Below are 18502 nucleotides of genomic sequence, written 5' to 3' on the forward strand. Positions count from 1 at the left end.
AACTCGGAAAAGCTGACAGGCAACCGTGTGCATGATCTTGCTCACACGAGCGGAAGTGGACTATACCTGTGCGCGTCCGGATCGTCGCGGCACTGAGCGGCGCCGGACCGGGGGATGGCGGGGACCTGCGGTGATGTCCGTATGCGCGGTGCCGTCGTGATTTCCGGCCTCCTTCACACTTCTGACGAAGGCGAGGACATGAGCATGGGATCCACTGGTGAGGGCCTCGGCCGCCGTGACCTGATCAAGCGCTCCGCAGCGCTGGGACTGATCTCGGTGCCCACGATGAGCTTCCTGTCCGCCTGCGCCTCCGGCGGTGAGGGCACGACGAAGGGGCCGGACAAGGCCGCGGTGACCAAGGAGAACCCCTTCGGCGTCGCCAAGGGCGGCAAGCTCGACGTCGTCGTCTTCAAGGGCGGGTTCGGCGACGACTACGCGAAGGCCTGGGAGGCCGCCTTCGACAAGAAGTGGGGCACCACCAGCTCCCACCTCGGCACCCAGGAGATCACCGGCAAGCTCCAGACGCGCTTCAACGGCGGGAACCCGCCGGACGTCGTCGACGACTCCGGTGCCCAGAAGATCAAGCTGGACGTGCTCTTCAAGAGCAACCAGCTCGCCGACCTCACCCCGGTGCTCGACGCGCCCGCGCTCGACGACCCGAGCAAGAAGGTCCGCGACCTGCTGATCGCCGGCACCGTCGAACAGGGCACGCAGGGCGGCAAGTTCGTCTCCCTGAACTACGTCTACACCGTCTTCGGCTTCTGGTACTCCGGCAAGCTCTTCAAGGAGAAGGGCTGGGCGCCGCCCAAGACCTGGGACGAGTTCCTCGCGGTCTGCGCGAAGGCCAAGGAGGCCGGCATCGGCGGACTCGCCCACCAGGGCAAGTTCCCGTACTACATCAACGTCGTCATCATGGACCTGATCGCCAAGAAGGGCGGTCTGGAGGCCATGAAGGCGATCGACAACCTGGAGCCGAACGCCTTCGAGGGCAGCGCGGCCGCCCTCGCCGCCGTCGAGGCGGTCTACGAGGTGGTCGAGAAGGACCTGCTGCTGCCGGGCACCAACGGCCTCACCCACACCGAGTCCCAGACCGCGTGGAACCAGTACAAGGCGGCCTTCATCCCCTCCGGCTCCTGGCTGGAGAACGAGCAGCTCAAGCAGACGCCCGACGACTTCGACATGCAGTTCCTGCCGGTCCCGCTGCTGGCCGACAGCAAGCTGCCCTTCGAGGCCATCCGGGCCGGCGCCGGCGAGCCCTTCATCGTTCCGGAGAAGGCGGCCAACAAGGCCGCCGGCCTGGAGTTCATCCGTTCGATGCTCTCCCGCGAGTGGTCGACGATCTTCGCCCAGCAGGCCAACTCGCTCACCGTGGTCAAGGACGGCGTGGACCCGGGCGTCAAGCTGCGGCCGGGCACCCAGTCCGCGGTGACCGCCCTCAAGGCGGCGGGGACGAACACCTTCAATTACCTTTACCCCGACTGGTACAGCGAGATGGACACGGCCATCCAGGACGCGTCCAATGAACTGATGGCCAAGCGGATTCAGCCGAAGGAGTGGATCAAGCGGGCTCAGGCTGCGGTAAACAAGGCGGCGCAGGACCCGAACGCCAAGAACAACCGTCGCAGCTGATCGCGCGCCCCACCGGTCACCGGCACACCAGGGACGGACACCATGAGCCAAGTAGCCCAGGGCAGGGGACGGAGCGGCTTCATCGCCGGCTTCCTCCTCGCACCCCTCGCGCTGTACCTGACCTTCGTCATCTGGCCGTACGTACAGACGTTCGGCTACTCCTTCACCAACTGGACGGGCCAGTCGCCGACCTTCGACTTCGTCGGGGTGGACAACTACACGGCCCTGATGGAGGACGAGGTCTTCCGCGGCGCCCTGTGGCACAACCTGCTGCTCCTGGTGTTCGTCCCGACGGTCACCATCCTGCTCGCCCTCTTCTTCGCCTTCATGGTGAACGCGGGCGGGCGGGGCGGGGCCGGCGGCGTGCAGGGGGTGCGGGGATCGGGCTTCTACAAGATCGTCTACTTCTTCCCGCAGGTGCTCTCCCTCGCCATCCTCGCGGTGCTCTTCGGGGCCGTGTACCGCACCGACGAGGGCGGCCTGCTCAACGGCGTCCTCATCAAGCTCGGCCTGGTCGACAGGCTGCACCCCGTCGAATGGCTCAACGAGCCGAGGCTCGTGCTCTGGTGCCTGCTCCTCGTGGTCGTCTGGCACGGAGTCGGCTTCTACCTCGTGCTCTTCTCGGCGGCCATGCAGTCCGTACCCAAGGACATCTACGAGGCCGCCCTGCTCGACGGGGCGGGGCGCGCCCAGACCTTCTTCAAGGTCACGCTGCCCCTGCTGTGGGACTCCGTACAGACCTCCGCGGTCTACCTGGGCATCGCCGCGATGGACATGTTCGTCCTCGTGTCCACCATGACCTCCGGCCAGTTCGGCGGCGGACCCGACCACCACAGCGAGGTCATGGCCACGGTGCTGATGAGGAACTTCCTCTACTTCGGCAAGAGCGGCTACGCCTGCGCCATGGGCGTGGTCATGCTCGTCCTCACCATGATCCTTTCCGTCATCACGCTGCGCGCCACCCGCCGCGAGCGCATCGAGTTCTGAGCGGGAGACCCTCATGACCACAGTGATCAAGGCTCCGGGCGAAAAGGCCGCGGAGGGGTCCGGGGAAGCCGGCCCTGGCGGGGAACGGGGCGGAAAGGGCTCCGAGGGCACGGTCCTCAACGTCTTCTCCCACGGCTTCCTCGCCGTCTGGGCCATACTGATCGTCCTGCCCCTGATCTGGCTGGCGCTCGGCTCTTTCAAGACCGACGCGCAGATCGGCGGCTCGGCCCTCAGCTGGCCCGCCAACTGGAACGTCGACGCCTTCGGCCGGGCCTGGGACAAGGGCATCGGCGACTACTTCGCCAACACGCTGATCGTGATGGCGTTCTCGGTCCCGCTGACGATGCTGCTCGGCTCGATGGCGGCGTACGTACTGGCCCGCTACCCCTTCCCGGGGAACCGGTTCATCTACTACTTCTTCGTCAGCGGGGCGATGTTCCCCGTCTTCCTCGCGCTGGTCCCGCTGTTCTTCATGGTCAAGCGCTTCGACATGCTGAACACGTACCAGGGCCTGATCCTCGTGTACGTCGCCTACTCGATGCCGTTCACCGTCTTCTTCATGCACTCGTTCTTCCGCACGCTGCCGACGGCGGTGCACGAGGCGGCGGTGATCGACGGGGCCTCCGACACCCGGATCTTCTTCCAGGTGATGGTGCCGATGGCCAAGCCGGGCCTGATCAGCGTCGGGATATTCAACATCCTGGGCCAGTGGAACCAGTACATCCTGCCCTCCGTGCTGATGCAGCCCCAGACCGGATCGGACCCCGAGCGCTACCTGCTGACCCAGGGTCTGATCCAGCTCCAGCAACAGCAGGGCTACGAGACCGACCTGCCGGTGCTGTTCGCCGGCGTGACGATCGCGATGCTCCCGATGCTGGTGGTCTACCTCTCCTTCCAGCGCCAGATCCAGGCCGGCCTGACCTCCGCCACCCTGAAGTAGGTCACGCGGGGACCACCGACCAGCCGACCGCCGAGACCGAAGGGTCGAGCGAGAGGGTGCTGACCGCCTCCTCCGGCGCCCGGGCCCCTCGCCCTCGGCGGTCAGCAGCCGGTGCCGGACGTGGGCCTCCTGCGCCTCCAGGCACACCGCCTCGAAGCCGAAGGCCGCTCAGAGCCAGGTGCCGAACGTGCGGATGTACCAGGTCTTCACCAGCTGGGTGAGCGTGCAGTACGCGAGCAGCACGCCGATCAGCCACGGGAAGTAGCTCGCCGGCAGGGCCACGAAGCCGAGCGCGGGAGCCAGCGGGGAGAAGGGCAGCCACAGTCCGGTCAGCACCGCGAGGACCGTCGTCACCATCACCGGCCAGGAGGCGCGGGACTGGATGAAGGGGATCTTCCGGGTACGGATCATGTGGACGACCAGGGTCTGCGAGAGCAGGCCCTCGATGAACCAGCCGGACTGGAAGAGGGACTGGCTCGCCTCGCTGCCGGCCCCGAAGACGTGCCACATGATCAGGAACATCGAGATGTCGAAGACCGAGCTGACCGGGCCGATGGCGATCATGAAGCGGCCGATGCCCTTGGCGTCCCAGTTGCGGGGCTTGCGCAGGTACTCCTCGTCCATCCGGTCCCACGGGGTCGCCAGCTGCGAGATGTCGTAGACCAGGTTCTGGACCAGCAGCATGATCGCGAGCATCGGCTGGAAGGGGATGAAGGCGCTGGCCACCAGCACCGACAAGACGTTGCCGAAGTTCGACGACGCCGTCATCTTGATGTACTTGATCGTGTTGCCGAAGGTGGTGCGGCCCTGGACGACGCCCTGCTCCAGGACGGTCAGGTCCTTCTCCAGCAGGATGACGTCCGCCGACTCCTTGGCGATGTCGACGGCGGTGTCCACCGAGATGCCGACGTCGGCGTCGCGCAGCGCGGCGATGCCGTCGCCGAGGAAGCCGACTGTGGGGCCGTCGGCCTGCAGCGCCCGGACGATGCGGGCCTTCTGGACCGGGTTGACCTTGGCGAAGACCGTCGTACGGGCGGCCAGCGCGCGCAGCCCCGCCTCGTCGAGGCCGTCGACCTCGCCGCCGAGCACCACGTGCCCGACCTCGATGCCGACGTCGGCGCACACCCGGGCGGCCACGAGGTCGTTGTCGCCGGTGACCACCTTGACGGCGACGCCCTTGTCGGCCAGGCCCTGCAGGGCGCGCCCGGCGTCGGCCTTCGGCGGGTCGAGGAAGGCGAGGAAGCCGACCAGGGTCGGTCCGTCCTCGTCGGCGACCGTGTAGGTGTCGCGCGGAGTGCCGACGGTGCGGGTGGCGACGGCGAGGACCCGCAGGCCCCGGCGGTTGTTGTCCTCCGCGATCCGGGTGACGTGCCACCACGCTGGTCCCGGGGCGCGCCTCGGCGACGGCCGTGGGGGAGCCCGGAGGAGCGCGCCCGGCGGAGCTGCCGGGAGGCGCGGAAGGAAGAGAATGGAAAGAAACGCGACCGCGCACGGGACAGCGGTGATCCGCGGCCGTGCGCACTCGGGCGGGCGTCAGCTGATCAACAGGTCAGCCGAGGGGAGCGCGGCAAGGACTTCGATCGGGACTCATCCCGAACACCTCCTCGCGTAGCGCTGTCACGACAGGCGCCCGATCCGGCCGGAAAGGCCGCAGAGGACCGGCGCCTCCGCGACCGTAGCACGATCAGGGGGCCGGTTCCCTCCCCCTATCGGCCAGTACGGCCGTTTCGTGCCGTGTCAGCCTCTTGACGTGTGGATGCGCAAAGGCTCGACTTAAGGTTCACAAGTTGGAGAGACGCCGGGGTCTCGAAGCGCGAAACCGCGACGTGTCCCGGCCGGGGGGCGACGGCTTGCCGTCGCTTATGGGCAGGAGTGGATGAGTCGTGCAGACTCCCGGATCGCAGTCCTCGCTGCATCGCGCGAATCTCGAACGGGTCGTGCGGGCGGTGCGGCTCGCGGGATCGCTGACCCAGGCGGAGATCGCCCGCACCACCGGACTGTCGGCGGCCACGGTCTCCAACATCGTCCGGGAACTGAAGGACGGCGGGACCGTCGAGGTCACCGACACCTCGGCGGGGGGCCGGCGCGCGCGCAGCGTCTCGCTCAGCGGTGACGCGGGGATCGTCATCGGCGTCGACTTCGGCCACACCCACCTGCGGGTGGCGGTGGGGAACCTGGCCCATCAGGTGCTGGCCGAGGAGTCCGAGCCGCTGGACGTCGACGCCTCCTGGACGGACGGCTTCAACCGGGCGGAGGCCCTGGTCGGGCGGCTGATCGCGGGCATCGGGGTCGGGCTGGAGAAGGTCATCGGCGTCGGTCTCGGCGTGCCCGGCCCGATCGACGTGGAGTCCGGGACCCTGGGCTCGACCGCGATCCTGCCGGGCTGGGCGGGCATCAACCCCCGCCAGGAGCTCTCACAGCGCCTCGGCGTGCCGGTGTACGTGGACAACGACGCGAACCTCGGAGCCCTCGGTGAGCTCGTTTGGGGGAGTGGGCGGGGAGTAAAGGACCTGGCCTACATCAAGGTGGCCAGCGGCGTCGGCGCCGGCCTGGTCATCAACGGTCAGATCTACCGCGGACCGGGGGGCACCGCGGGCGAGATCGGGCACATCACGCTGGACGAATCGGGCCCGGTCTGCCGCTGCGGCAACCGCGGCTGCCTGGAGACCTTCACCGCCGCCCGGTACGTCCTGCCGCTGCTCCAGGGCACGCACGGACCGGAGTTGACGATGGAGCGGGTGGTCGAACTGGCCCGGGACGGGGACCCGGGCTGCCGCCGCGTGATCACGGACGTGGGCCGCCACATCGGCAGCGGCGTGGCCAGTCTGTGCAACCTCCTGAACCCCAGCCGCGTGGTGCTGGGCGGCTCGCTCGCCGAGGCCGGTGAACTGGTCCTGGCCCCCATCCGTGAATCAGTGGGGAGGTACGCGATTCCCAGCGCGGCACGGCAACTGTCGGTGCTGACCGGGTCCCTGGGGGGGCGGGCCGAGGTGCTGGGCGCGCTGGCGCTCGTACTCAGCGAGATGGGCGATTCGACACTTTTGTCAGACCATGGAAGTGGAGTGCGAGCTCCCGCCGTCTTGCCTTCAGGTAGATAACGGATGGCACCGTTGTCATCTCGTTAAGGATTCACTCCTTGACGGCAAAACGCGGCCGGGGTTGACTCACATCCACCTCGGCCGCAGTGCTGCGGCCTCGTCAGGGAGGTTCAAGTAATGAACACGCGTATGCGCAGAGCCGCCGTTGCTGTTGCCGCCGGTGCCATGGCCGTTTCGCTCGCCGCTTGCGGCAGTGCGAAGGAAGCCGGCGACACGACGAAGGAGTCCTCCGGCGCTGCCAAGGGCGACGCGATCACGGTCGGCCTGCTCCTGCCGGAGAACCAGACCGCGCGTTACGAGAAGTTCGACAAGCCGCTGATCGAGAAGAAGGTCGCCGAGCTCACCGGCGGCAAGGGCAAGGTCGTCTACGCCAACGCCAAGCAGGACGCGACCACGCAGAACTCCCAGGTCGACACGATGATCACCAACAAGGTGGACGTCCTGATCGTCGACGCGGTGGACTCCAAGGCCATCGCCGGCTCGGTCAAGAAGGCGAAGGACGCCGGCATCCCGGTCATCGCCTACGACCGCCTGGCCGAGGGCCCGATCGACGCGTACACCTCCTTCGACAACGAAGAGGTCGGCAAGGTCCAGGGCAAGGCGCTGCTGGAGGCGCTGGGCGACAAGGCCAAGGACGGCCAGATCGTCATGATGAACGGCTCGGTCACCGACCCGAACGCCAAGCTCTTCAAGTCCGGTGCGCACTCCGTCCTCGACGGCAAGGTGAACGTCGGCAAGGAGTACGACACCGTCGAGTGGAAGCCGGAGAACGCCAACACCAACATGGCGGCCGCGCTCTCCGCGCTCGGCAAGGACAAGGTCATCGGCGTCTACTCCGCCAACGACGGCATGGCGGGCGGCATCATCACCGCCCTCAAGGCCGCCGGCGTCTCCCCCCTGCCGCCGGTCACCGGCCAGGACGCCGAACTCGCCGGTGTGCAGCGCATCGTCGCGGGCGAGCAGTTCATGAGCGTCTACAAGCCGTACGCCCCCGAGGCCGAGGCCGCCGCGAAGATGGCCGTCGCCCTCGCCAAGGGCGAGAAGCTCGACGGAGTCACCACCTCCACCGTCGACAGCCCGACCACCAAGGGCGTCGCGTCCGTGCTGATCCCGGTCGTCTCGCTGACCAAGGCCAACATCAACGACACGGTCGTCAAGGACGGCGTCTACTCGGCCGCCGAGATCTGCACCGACAAGTACGCGGCGGCCTGCGCCGCGGCCGGCCTGAAGTAGCGGCCCCCCGTCGCCTCCTCGCGAGGCGGCCCCCGTGCCTGACCGGCGCCCCGCCCACCTCATCCCCGCCACGCGGCGGGGCGCCGGGCAGAAACGATCCTCCCCCCATTCGCCCCGCTCCTGCTCTTTTGCACGACATCCCCGCCGGTCAGGCGGCGAAGGAGATGGTTCATGTGTCCGCTGCGCCCGTGCTGGCGTTGCGAGGGGTCTCGAAGCGGTTCGGCGCCGTTCAGGCCCTGACCGACGTAGAACTCGAGATCCACTCCGGTGAAGTGGTCGCCCTCGTCGGCGACAACGGTGCCGGAAAGTCCACGCTGGTCAAGACGATCGCCGGCGTGCACCCCATCGATGAAGGTGTCATCGAGTGGGAGGGCCGTCCGGTCTCCATCGGCAAGCCCCATGACGCCCAGAACCTGGGCATCGCGACGGTCTACCAGGACCTGGCGCTGTGCGACAACATCGATGTCGTCGGCAACCTCTTCCTCGGTCGCGAGCTCAAGCGCTACGGCGTCCTCGACGAGGTGGAGATGGAGCGGCGCGCCCGCGAGCTCCTGACCACCCTGTCCATCCGGATCCCCAGCGTCCGTATCCCCATCGCCTCGCTCTCCGGCGGTCAGCGCCAGACCGTGGCGATCGCCCGTTCCATGCTGGGCGAGCCCCAGCTCGTCATCCTCGACGAGCCCACCGCCGCGCTCGGCGTCGAGCAGACCGCACAGGTGCTCGACCTGGTGGAGCGGCTGCGCGAGCGTGGCCACGCCGTCATCCTCATCAGCCACAACATGGCCGATGTGAAGGCCGTCGCCGACAAGGTGGCGGTCCTGCGGCTCGGCCGCAACAACGGTGTCTTCAACGTCGCCGACACCTCGCAGGAAGAGATCATCTCCGCCATCACCGGTGCCACGGACAACGCCGTGACCCGCCGGGCGGCCCGCACCTCGGAGGCCGGCAAGTGAGCACCCAGAACCCCGCCACCGATCCACTGGGCAAGGGCCCCGCCGGTCAGGAGCACATCGACCCGGTCAACCCGGCGGCGGCCCACGACGCGATCCCGGCCGTGGACCCCCGCCTCCTCGTCAGGGAGCAGGGTCTCGCCGGATACGTGGGCGAGTTCAAGCGCAAGATGAAGGCCGGCGACCTGGGTTCCCTCCCGGTCGTCATCGGCCTGATCATCATCTGGTCCATCTTCCAGGGGCTGAACTCGAACTTCCTCTCCCCGGAGAACCTCAGCAACATCGCGATCACGATGACCGGCACCGGCATGATCGCCATCGGCATCATCTTCGTGCTGCTGCTCGGCGAGATCGACCTCTCGGTCGGCTCGGTCAGCGGCGTCTCGGGCGCGATCGTCGCCGTCCTCGCCGTCACCCACGGCGTGAACGAATGGCTGGCGATCCTCGCGGCCGTGGCGGGCGGCGCCGTGATCGGCTCCATCCACGGCTTCTTCTTCGCCAGGATCGGCGCCCCGGCCTTCGCCGTCACCCTGTCGGGCCTGCTCTTCTGGCTGGGTGCGATGCTGCAGATCCTCGGCAGCAACGGCACGATCAACATCGACTCCGACGGCGTGGTCGGCCAGCTGACCACGTACTTCTTCTCGGACGTGGCCGTCGCCTACGGGCTGGCCGCGCTCGCGGTGGCCGGCTACTTCCTCGCGGCCTTCTTCGACGCGAAGCGCCGCGAGGCCGCCGGGATGCCCTCCCGGCCGCTCGTTGAGATCCTGCTGCGCACCGGCCTGCTCGCGCTGTGCACCTTCGGTCCCGCCGTGCTGTTCAACCAGTACAAGGGCCTGCCGCTCGCGGTGGTGCTCTTCCTGCTGGCGCTGGTCGTCACGGACTTCCTGCTGCGCCGCACGACGTTCGGGCGAAACGTTTTCGCACTGGGTGGCAGCGTCGAGGCCTCCCGCCGAGCGGGCATCAACGTCACCCGGATCCGGATCACGGTCTTCGCGATCTCCGGCACCTTCGCCGCCATCGGCGGTCTGTTCTGGGCCTCCAAGATCGCGGCGGCCAACCAGAGCGCCGGCGCCGGCGACCTGCTGATGAACGTGATCGCGGCGGCCGTCATCGGCGGCACCAGCCTCTTCGGCGGCCGGGGCCGGACCTGGAACGCCCTCCTCGGCGTCATGGTCATCGTCTCGATCCAGTACGGTCTGGCACTGGAAGGCATCGCGACGCCGATCCAGTACATGATCACCGGTGCGGTGCTGCTGACCACCGTGGTGATCGACTCGGTCTCGCGCAAGACCCAGAAGACGGCCGGACGCGCCTGACGGCGCGACCGACTGCGCGCCGGAGCGGCATCCGGCGGTAAGACCGGTCACAGTGCCCGGCGCCACTCACGTGGCGCCGGGCATCCGTGCGTACATGCGCGGGTACTCCTGTGCGGATATACGCCCGTATGTGACGTGTGGCCGCGTGGTGGTGCGTACATGTATGACAAAGCTGTGACTCCGCCGGTACGGCCCGATGACCGCGCCGCGCAGCGGAACATTAGACTCGACAGACCAGCAAGCAACTGCAAGGAGGCACGGGTGCTGCTGACCCGCATCAAGGGACCGCGCGATCTGGACCGGCTCAGCCAGGAGGAGCTCGACCAGCTCGCCGCAGAGATCAGGTCCTTCCTCGTCGACGCCGTCTCCAAGACCGGCGGGCACCTCGGCCCCAACCTCGGCGTGGTCGAACTGACGATCGCCCTGCACCGGGTCTTCGAATCGCCCAAGGACAAGGTCCTCTTCGACACCGGCCACCAGGCCTACGTCCACAAGCTGCTCACGGGTCGCCAGGACTTCGGCAACCTGCGCTCCAAGGGCGGCCTGTCCGGCTACCCCTCGCGCGCCGAGTCAGACCACGACGTGATCGAGAACTCGCACGCCTCCACCGTGCTGGGCTGGGCCGACGGCCTCGCCAAGGCCAACGAGGTGCTCGGCCGCGAGGACCACCACGTCGCCGCCGTCATCGGCGACGGCGCGCTGACCGGCGGCATGGCCTGGGAGGCGCTGAACAACATCGCCGCCGCCAAGGACCGCCCGCTCGTCATCGTCGTCAACGACAACGAGCGCTCGTACGGCCCCACCATCGGCGGCCTCGCGAACCACCTGGCCACCCTGCGCACCACGGACGGCTACGAGCGCTTCCTGGCCCGCGGCAAGGAGATCCTGGAGCGCACCCCGGTCGTGGGGAAGCCGCTCTTCGAGACCCTGCACGGCGCCAAGAAGGGCCTCAAGGACTTCATCGCCCCGCAGGGCATGTTCGAGGACCTGGGCCTGAAGTACATCGGCCCCATCGACGGCCACGACATCGAGGCCCTGGAGTCGGCCCTGCAGCGCGCCAAGCGCTTCAGCGGCCCGGTCATCGTGCACTGCCTCACCCAGAAGGGCCGCGGCTACACCCACGCGGAGCAGGACGAGGCCGACCGTTTCCACGGCATCGGTCCGATCCACCCGGACACCGGCCTGCCCGTCAGCACCGACGCCGCCAGCTGGACCTCCGTCTTCGCCGACGAGATGGTCAAGCTCGGCACGGAGCGCAAGGACATCGTCGGCATCACCGCGGCCATGCTCCAGCCGGTCGGCCTGAAGAAGTTCGCGGACGCCTTCCCGGACCGGATCTACGACGTCGGCATCGCCGAGCAGCACGGCGCCACTTCGGCGGCGGGCCTCGCCACCGGCGGCGCCCACCCGGTCTTCGCGGTGTACGCCACCTTCCTCAACCGCGCCTTCGACCAGGTTCTGATGGACGTGGCCCTGCACAAGTGCGGGGTCACCTTCGTCCTGGACCGGGCCGGTGTCACCGGCACCGACGGCGCCTCCCACAACGGTATGTGGGACATGTCGATCATGCAGGTCGTGCCCGGTCTGCGACTGGCCGCCCCGCGTGACGCCGAGCAGCTGCGCGCCCAACTGCGCGAGGCCGTCGAGGTCAAGGACGCGCCGACCGTCGTCCGCTACTCCAAGGGCGTCGTCGGCCCGGCCGTCCCGGCCGTCGGCAAGGTCGGCGGCATGGACGTGCTGCGCGCTCCCGGCGCCGACGTCACCCGACCGGACGTACTGATCGTCTCGGTCGGCGCGCTCGCCCCGATGTGCCTGGAGATCGCCGACCTGCTCGACAAGCAGGGCATCACCTCGACCGTGGTCGACCCGCGCTGGGTCAAGCCCGTGGACGAGGCGCTGGCCCCGCTGGCCGACCGCCACCGCGTGGTCGTCACCGTCGAGGACAACGGCCGCACCGGTGGTGTGGGCTCCGCCGTCTCGCAGGCCCTGCGGGACGCGGGCGTCGACGTACCGCTGCGCGACTTCGGCATCCCGCAGCGCTTCCTCGACCACGCCTCCCGCAAGGAGGTCATGGCCGAGATCGGGCTGACCGCCCCGGACATCGCACGGCAGGTCACGGGCCTGGTGGCGAAGCTGGACGGGCGCTACGACAGCGAGCCGGCCGCCGCCGTCGACTAGGTCGGGTACCGGCCACTAGATCGCCGCGCGGTTGCACGTCACGGGCCGGGAGATCACCCTTGGAGGGGTGGGCCTCCCGGCCCGTTCGCGTGCGTCGACACCTGTTTCGGAGGTGCGTCGGTGAGTAGGGATATGAACAGCCCCTTCCGCACCAAGACGGTGGAGCAGTCCATCCGTGACACGGAGGAGCCGGAACACGCGCTCCGGAAGTCGCTCTCCGCCTGGGACCTGACGGTTTTCGGTGTGGGTGTCATCATCGGCACCGGCATCTTCGTCCTCACGGGCATCGCGGCCCGCAACAACGCCGGACCGGCCACCGCCCTGGCCTTCGTGGCGGCGGGCATCGTCTGTGCTCTCGCGGCGCTCTGCTACGCCGAGTTCGCGTCCACCGTGCCGGTGGCCGGATCCGCGTACACCTTCTCGTACGCCTCGATCGGTGAGCTGCCCGCCTGGATCATCGGCTGGGACCTGGTACTGGAGTTCGCCCTCGGCACCGCCGTCGTCGCGGTCGGCTGGTCCGGGTACGTGCGCCACCTGATGCACACCAACCTGGGCTGGGACCTGCCCAGGGCGCTGGAGGGGCCGGACGCGGGAGGAAGCTTCGACCTGCTGGCCTTCCTGCTGATCCTGGTCCTGACGGCGATCCTGGTCGTCGGGACGAAGCTCTCGGCGCGGATCACCGCGATCGTCGTCGCCATCAAGGTCATCGTGGTCCTGCTGGTCATCATCGCCGGCCTGTTCTTCATCAAGGCCGACAACTACTCGCCGTTCATCCCTCCGGCCCAGCCGCAGGAGGCGGGCGGCGGCTGGCACGCGCCACTGGTCCAGGTGCTCTTCGGCTACGCGCCCACCAACTTCGGCGTCATGGGCATCTTCACCGCGGCCTCCCTCATCTTCTTCGCCTTCATCGGCTTCGACGTCGTGGCCACGGCGGCCGAGGAGACCAAGAACCCCCAGCGGGACATGCCGCGCGGCATCCTCGGCTCGCTGCTGGTCTGCACCGTGCTCTACGTCGCCGTGACGCTGGTGGTCACCGGCATGCAGAAGTACTCGGAGATGTCACCGACCGCGCCACTGGCCGAAGCCTTCAAATCGGTGAACCAGCCCTTCTTCTCCGGTGCCATCAGTCTCGGTGCGGCCGTCGGCCTGATCACCGTCAGCATGATCCTGCTGCTCGGCCAGACCCGCGTGTTCTTCGCGATGAGCCGTGACGGACTGCTGCCGCGCGTCTTCTCCGTCACCCACCCCAAGTACCGCACCCCTTACCGGGCGACGCTCCTGCTCGGCGGGGTCATCGCCGTCGTCGCCGGCTTCACCAGCCTGGAGAAGCTCGCGGAACTGGTGAACATCGGCACCCTGTTCGCCTTCGTGCTCGTCGCCCTCGGCGTGATCATCCTGCGCAAGACCCGCCCCGACCTGCACCGGTCCTTCCGCACCCCGTGGGTGCCGGTGATCCCGATCCTGTCGATCGCGGCCTCGCTCTGGCTGATGCTCAACCTGCCGGTCGAGACCTGGGCCCGCTTCGGCATCTGGATGGCGATCGGCATCGTCGTCTACTTCCTCTACGGACGCTCACACAGCCGCCTCGGCCAGGTCGGCGCCGACGCGAAGTTCTAGCGCGGGGAAACACGAAGCCGGCCGTACGGGTCACCCGTACGGCCGGCTCGTGCGTGCGCGGGCCCGTCAGCCCTTGGCGGGGGAGTCCTTCGCCGAGGCGGGGACCTTCTGGTCGTTGCGCAGGGCCTCCCACAGCTGGGTCGCCTGCGGCTCGGCCACGACCACGCGGTTCGGGTCGACCTTGTCGTAGGCGACCGGCAGCATGATCGTCTCCATCGTGTCCGGGTTCACGCCCTTCATGCTCTGCGCGAAGTCGGACAGCGCGGTGAGGGAGGCGAGATCGGAGTCGGTGGTCAGCGACTTGGTCCCGGCGTCCGCGAGCTTGTACAGCCGGGCCGGGTTGCCGAGGGCGTCCTGCTTCTTGATCTCCGACAGCATCGCCAGCATGAACTGCTGTTGCAGGCCTATGCGCCCGAGGTCGCTGCCGTCGCCGTAGCCGTAGCGGGTACGGACGAACTTGAGCGAGTCGGTGCCGTTCAGCCGGTGCGTGCCCGCGTCCAGCTTCAGACCGCCCTTGGCGCCGCTCATCGGCTTGTCGAGGGTGACGGTGACCCCGCCCAGCGCGTCCACCAGGCCCTTGAAGCCGGCGAAGTCCACCTCGACGAAGTGGTCCACGCGTACCCCGGACAGCTGCTCCACGGTGTTGACCACACAGGCCGGACCGGCGAGCGAGTAGACGGAGTTGAACATGACCCGCTTCGCGGACGGCACGGTCTTGCCGTCGCGGTCCTTGCACTCGGGCCGGGTGATGAGGGTGTCGCGGGGGATGCTCACCGCGGTCGCCTTGGCCCGGCCCTCGGGTATGTGCACCAGCATCGCGGTGTCCGAGCGGGCGCCGCTGACGTCGCCGTGGTCGAGGTCGGCATTGGCTCCGGCGCGCGAATCGGAGCCGAGCACCAGGATGTTCTGCGCGTTCGCGACCACCTTCGGGGGGCGGTTGTCCCCGATCGCCTGATCCAGGTCGACGCTGTCGATGTTGCCGTTGAGATGGCTGTACGTCCACCAGCCGGCCCCGGCCGCGCCCAGGATCAGCACGGCGACCAGCAGCAGGGTGATCCGCAGAATGCGGCGTCGGCGGCGCCTGGGCCGCGCGTGCGTTTCCGTCATGGGGGTGAATCTTAGACAGATATTCGAACGGCCGAAGCCCGCCCCCCGAAGGGGGCGGGCCGGGCCGTGGAATGGCCGTCCGCGACCCGGACTAGGCCGGGACGCTCGCCAGGCCGGGGGCGAGGAACTTCTTGCCGTTCACGCGCTCCGAGACGCCTTCACGGTCCAGGTACGGCGTGATGCCGCCCAGGTGGAAGGGCCAGCCGGCACCGGTGATGAGGCAGAGGTCGATGTCCTGGGCCTCGGCCACGACACCCTCCTCCAGCATCAGGCCGATCTCCTGCGCCACCGCGTCCAGGACGCGGTCGCGCACCTGCTCCTCGGTCAGGACGGAGTCGCCCTGCACCAGGAGGGCGGCGACCTCGGGGTCCAGCTCCGGCTTGCCGGAGTCGTACACGTAGAAGCCGCGCTTGCCGGCCTTGACGACCGCCGCGAGGTTCGGGGAGACGGTGAAGCGCTCCGGGAAGGCGCGGTTCAGGGTCTCGGAGACGTGCAGACCGATCGCCGGGCCCACGAGCTCCAGCAGCACCAGCGGGGACATCGGCAGGCCGAGCGGCTCGATGGCCTTCTCCGCCGTGACCACCGGGGTGCCCTCGTCGATGACGTTCTGGATCTCGCCCATGAAGCGGGTCAGGATGCGGTTCACGACGAACGCCGGGGCGTCCTTGGTGAGGACCGCGGTCTTCTTCAGCTTCTTGGCGACGCCGAAGGCCGTGGCCAGCGAGGCGTCGTCGGTCTGCTCACCGCGGACGATCTCCAGCAGCGGGAGGATCGCGACCGGGTTGAAGAAGTGGAAGCCGACCACGCGCTCCGGGTGGCGGAGCTTGGAGGCCATCTCCGACACCGACAGCGAGGAGGTGTTGGTGGCGAGGATCGCGTGCGCCGGGGCGACCGCCTCGACCTCCGCGAACACCTTCTGCTTGACGGACATCTCCTCGAACACGGCCTCGATGATGAAGTCCGCGTCCGCGAAGCCCTCGGCCTTGTCGAGCACACCGGTCACCAGGGCGGTCAGGCGGTTGGCCTTGTCCTGGTTGATGCGGCCCTTGCCGAGCAGCTTCTGGATCTCGGCGTGGACGTAGCCCACACCCTTGTCCACGCGCTCCTGGTCGATGTCGGTGAGGACCACCGGCACCTCCAGGCGGCGCAGGAACAGCAGCGCCAGCTGCGAGGCCATCAGGCCCGCGCCGACGACGCCGACCTTCGTGACCGGACGGGCCAGGGACTTGTCCGGGGCACCGGCCGGGCGCTTGGCGCGCTTCTGGACCAGGTTGAAGGCGTAGATGCCCGAGCGCAGTTCGCCGCCCATGATGAGGTCGGCCAGAGCCGTGTCCTCGGCGTCGAAGCCGGCCTGGAGGTCGCCGTCCTTGGCCGCGGCGATGATGTCCAGCGCGCGGTAGGCGGCGGGAGCGGCGCCGTGCACCTTGGAGTCCGCGATGAAGCGGCCCTTGGCGACGGCCGCGTCCCAGGCCTCGCCGCGGTCGACCTCGGCGCGGACGACCTCGGTGGTGCCGTTCAGGACGTTCGCGGTCCACAGGAGCGACTGCTCCAGGAAGTCCGCGCCCTCGAACAGGGCGTCCGCGATGCCCAGGTCGAAGACCTGCTTGCCGCGCAGCTGCTTGTTCTGGTTGAGCGAGTTCTCGATGATCACCGAGACCGCGCGCTCGGCGCCGATCAGGTTCGGGAGCAGGGCGCAGCCGCCCCAGCCCGGGACCAGACCGAGGAAGACCTCGGGGAGCGAGAAGGCGGGGATGGCCTTCGAGACGGTGCGGTAGGTGCAGTGCAGGCCGACCTCGACGCCGCCGCCCATGGCCGCGCCGTTGTAGTACGCGAAGGTCGGGACCGCGAGGGCCGACAGTCGCTTGAAGACGTCGTGGCCGCCCTTGCCGATGGCGAGCGCCTCGTCGTGGTTCTTCAGCAGCTCGACGCCCTTGAGGTCGGCGCCGACCGCGAAGATGAACGGCTTGCCGGTGATGCCCGCACCGACGATGGAGCCCGCGAGGGCCTCCTGCTCGACCTGGTCGATCGCCGCGTTCAGGTTGGCGAGGGACTGCGGGCCGAAGGTGGTCGGCTTGGTGTGGTCGAAGCCGTTGTCCAGCGTGATGAGCGCGAAGCGCCCGGCGCCGAACGGCAGGTCCAGGTGGCGGACGTGCGCGGACGTGACGACCTCGTCCGGGAACAGCTCGGCCGCGCCCTTCAGGAGCTCAGTGGTGGTGCTCACTTGGCGTCTCCCTCGGCGGTGAAGTGCGGGTTCTCCCAGATGACCGTGGCGCCCATGCCGAAGCCGACGCACATGGTGGTCAGGCCGTAGCGGACGTGCGGCTGCTCCTCGAACTGACGGGCCAGCTGCGTCATCAGGCGCACGCCGGAGGAGGCGAGCGGGTGACCGAAGGCGATGGCGCCGCCGTACTGGTTGACGCGGGCGTCGTCGTCGGCGATGCCGTAGTGCTCCAGGAAGGCGAGCACCTGCACGGCGAACGCCTCGTTGATCTCGAACAGGCCGATGTCCTCGATGGACAGGCCGGCCTGGGCGAGGGCCTTCTCGGTGGCCGGGATCGGGCCGTAGCCCATGACCTCCGGCTCGACACCGGCGAAGGAGTACGAGACGAGGCGCATCTTGACCGGGAGGTTGTTCTCGCGGGCGAAGTCCTCGGACGCGATGATCGCGGCGGTGGCACCGTCGTTGAGACCGGCGGCGTTGCCCGCGGTGACCCGGCCGTGCGTACGGAACGGGGTCTTCAGGCCGGCCAGGTTCTCCAGCGTGGTGCCCGGGCGCATCGGCTCGTCGGTGGTGACCAGGCCCCAGCCCGTCTCACCGGCCGCCTCGTTGGTGTTGCGCACCGAGATCGGGACCAGGTCCTGCTGGATCTTGCCGTCGGCGTACGCCTTGGCGGCCTTCTCCTGCGAGCGCACGGCGTACTCGTCGGCGCGGAGCTTGGTGATCGTCGGGTACCGGTCGTGCAGGTTCTCGGCGGTCATGCCCATGAACAGGGCGGACTCGTCGACCAGCTTCTCGGAGACGAAGCGCGGGTTCGGGTCCACGCCCTCGCCCATGGGGTGGCGGCCCATGTGCTCGACACCGCCGGCGAGGGCGACGTCGTACGCACCGAAGGCCACACCGCCCGCGACGGCGGTCACGGCGGTCAGCGCGCCGGCGCACATGCGGTCGATGGAGTAGCCCGGGACGGACTGCGGGAGGCCCGCGAGGATGCCGGCCGTACGGCCCAGCGTGAGGCCCTGGTCGCCGATCTGCGTGGTCGCGGCGATGGCGACCTCGTCGATCTTCTTGGGGTCCAGGTCCGGGTTGCGGCGCAGCAGCTCCCGGATCGCCTTCACGACGAGGTCGTCGGCGCGGGTCTCGTGGTAGATGCCCTTCGGGCCCGCCTTGCCGAACGGGGTGCGGACGCCGTCGACGAAGACGACGTCCCTGACGGTACGAGGCACGTT

13 protein-coding genes are annotated in these 18502 nt (G+C 68.7%); 9 read left to right on the forward strand and 4 right to left on the reverse strand.

The annotated features are described in order from the left end of the window. The first annotated feature begins 204 nt into the window (after nucleotides 1-204). The 3 genes from ngcE to IF88_RS0119250 are packed head-to-tail and all read left to right on the forward strand — an operon-like array spanning nucleotide 205 to nucleotide 3556. The gene (gene ngcE / locus IF88_RS0119240; protein ID WP_037806374.1) at nucleotides 205-1629 is read left to right on the forward strand and encodes an N-acetylglucosamine/diacetylchitobiose ABC transporter substrate-binding protein; all 1425 of its coding nucleotides are present in this window, start codon (nucleotides 205-207) and stop codon (nucleotides 1627-1629) included. Nucleotides 1630-1671: 42 nt separating this feature from the next. After that, entirely contained in the window at nucleotides 1672-2616 is a 945-nt protein-coding gene (locus tag IF88_RS0119245; protein ID WP_030713482.1) for a carbohydrate ABC transporter permease, read from the forward strand. Nucleotides 2617-2629: 13 nt separating this feature from the next. Beyond that, complete coding sequence (locus IF88_RS0119250; protein ID WP_030713485.1) at nucleotides 2630-3556, forward strand: carbohydrate ABC transporter permease; 927 nt, start codon at nucleotides 2630-2632, stop codon at nucleotides 3554-3556. A gap of 168 nt (nucleotides 3557-3724) precedes the next feature. Here IF88_RS0119250 and mgtA read toward each other — a convergent pair whose 3' ends face one another. Then, complete coding sequence (gene mgtA, locus IF88_RS0119255) at nucleotides 3725-5062, reverse strand: magnesium-translocating P-type ATPase (protein ID WP_324617202.1); 1338 nt, start codon at nucleotides 5060-5062, stop codon at nucleotides 3725-3727. Between the two features lie 377 nt (nucleotides 5063-5439). Here mgtA and IF88_RS0119260 point away from each other — a divergent pair, with 377 nt between their 5' ends. The 6 genes from IF88_RS0119260 (at nucleotide 5440) to IF88_RS0119285 (ending at nucleotide 13948) form a co-directional block, all read left to right on the forward strand. Continuing rightward, nucleotides 5440-6654, forward strand: coding sequence for an ROK family transcriptional regulator (locus IF88_RS0119260; protein ID WP_030713492.1), 1215 nt, complete (start codon nucleotides 5440-5442; stop codon nucleotides 6652-6654). 117 nt (nucleotides 6655-6771) lie between these two features. Continuing rightward, the gene (locus tag IF88_RS0119265) at nucleotides 6772-7887 is read left to right on the forward strand and encodes a sugar ABC transporter substrate-binding protein (protein ID WP_030713494.1); all 1116 of its coding nucleotides are present in this window, start codon (nucleotides 6772-6774) and stop codon (nucleotides 7885-7887) included. A gap of 164 nt (nucleotides 7888-8051) precedes the next feature. Beyond that, nucleotides 8052-8840, forward strand: coding sequence for an ATP-binding cassette domain-containing protein (locus IF88_RS0119270; protein ID WP_030713496.1), 789 nt, complete (start codon nucleotides 8052-8054; stop codon nucleotides 8838-8840). A 26-nt stretch (nucleotides 8841-8866) separates the two neighbouring features. Then, on the forward strand, nucleotides 8867-10153 hold the full coding sequence (locus tag IF88_RS0119275; RefSeq protein ID WP_030713499.1) for a sugar ABC transporter permease: 1287 nt from the start codon (nucleotides 8867-8869) through the stop codon (nucleotides 10151-10153). A 261-nt stretch (nucleotides 10154-10414) separates the two neighbouring features. Next, on the forward strand, nucleotides 10415-12331 hold the full coding sequence (gene dxs, locus IF88_RS0119280; protein WP_030713502.1) for a 1-deoxy-D-xylulose-5-phosphate synthase: 1917 nt from the start codon (nucleotides 10415-10417) through the stop codon (nucleotides 12329-12331). Nucleotides 12332-12463: 132 nt separating this feature from the next. Continuing rightward, nucleotides 12464-13948, forward strand: a complete 1485-nt coding sequence (locus IF88_RS0119285) for an amino acid permease (RefSeq protein ID WP_030713505.1) — start codon at nucleotides 12464-12466, stop codon at nucleotides 13946-13948. Between the two features lie 66 nt (nucleotides 13949-14014). Here IF88_RS0119285 and IF88_RS0119290 read toward each other — a convergent pair whose 3' ends face one another. The 3 genes from IF88_RS0119290 to IF88_RS0119300 all read right to left on the reverse strand — a co-directional run bounded on the left by IF88_RS0119290 (nucleotide 14015) and on the right by IF88_RS0119300 (nucleotide 18499). Next, entirely contained in the window at nucleotides 14015-15055 is a 1041-nt protein-coding gene (locus tag IF88_RS0119290; RefSeq protein ID WP_030713508.1) for an LCP family protein, read from the reverse strand. Nucleotides 15056-15146: 91 nt separating this feature from the next. Beyond that, entirely contained in the window at nucleotides 15147-17276 is a 2130-nt protein-coding gene (locus IF88_RS0119295) for a 3-hydroxyacyl-CoA dehydrogenase NAD-binding domain-containing protein (RefSeq protein WP_030713511.1), read from the reverse strand. Continuing rightward, nucleotides 17273-18499, reverse strand: a complete 1227-nt coding sequence (locus tag IF88_RS0119300; protein ID WP_030713513.1) for a thiolase family protein — start codon at nucleotides 18497-18499, stop codon at nucleotides 17273-17275. Before IF88_RS0119300 ends, IF88_RS0119295 begins: the two co-directional genes overlap by 4 nt. Nucleotides 18500-18502: the final 3 nt, after the last annotated feature.

Origin of the sequence: Streptomyces sp. NRRL F-2580, from assembly GCF_000720115.1 — a bacterium.
In the GTDB taxonomy this organism is placed as follows: Bacteria; Actinomycetota; Actinomycetes; order Streptomycetales; family Streptomycetaceae; genus Streptomyces.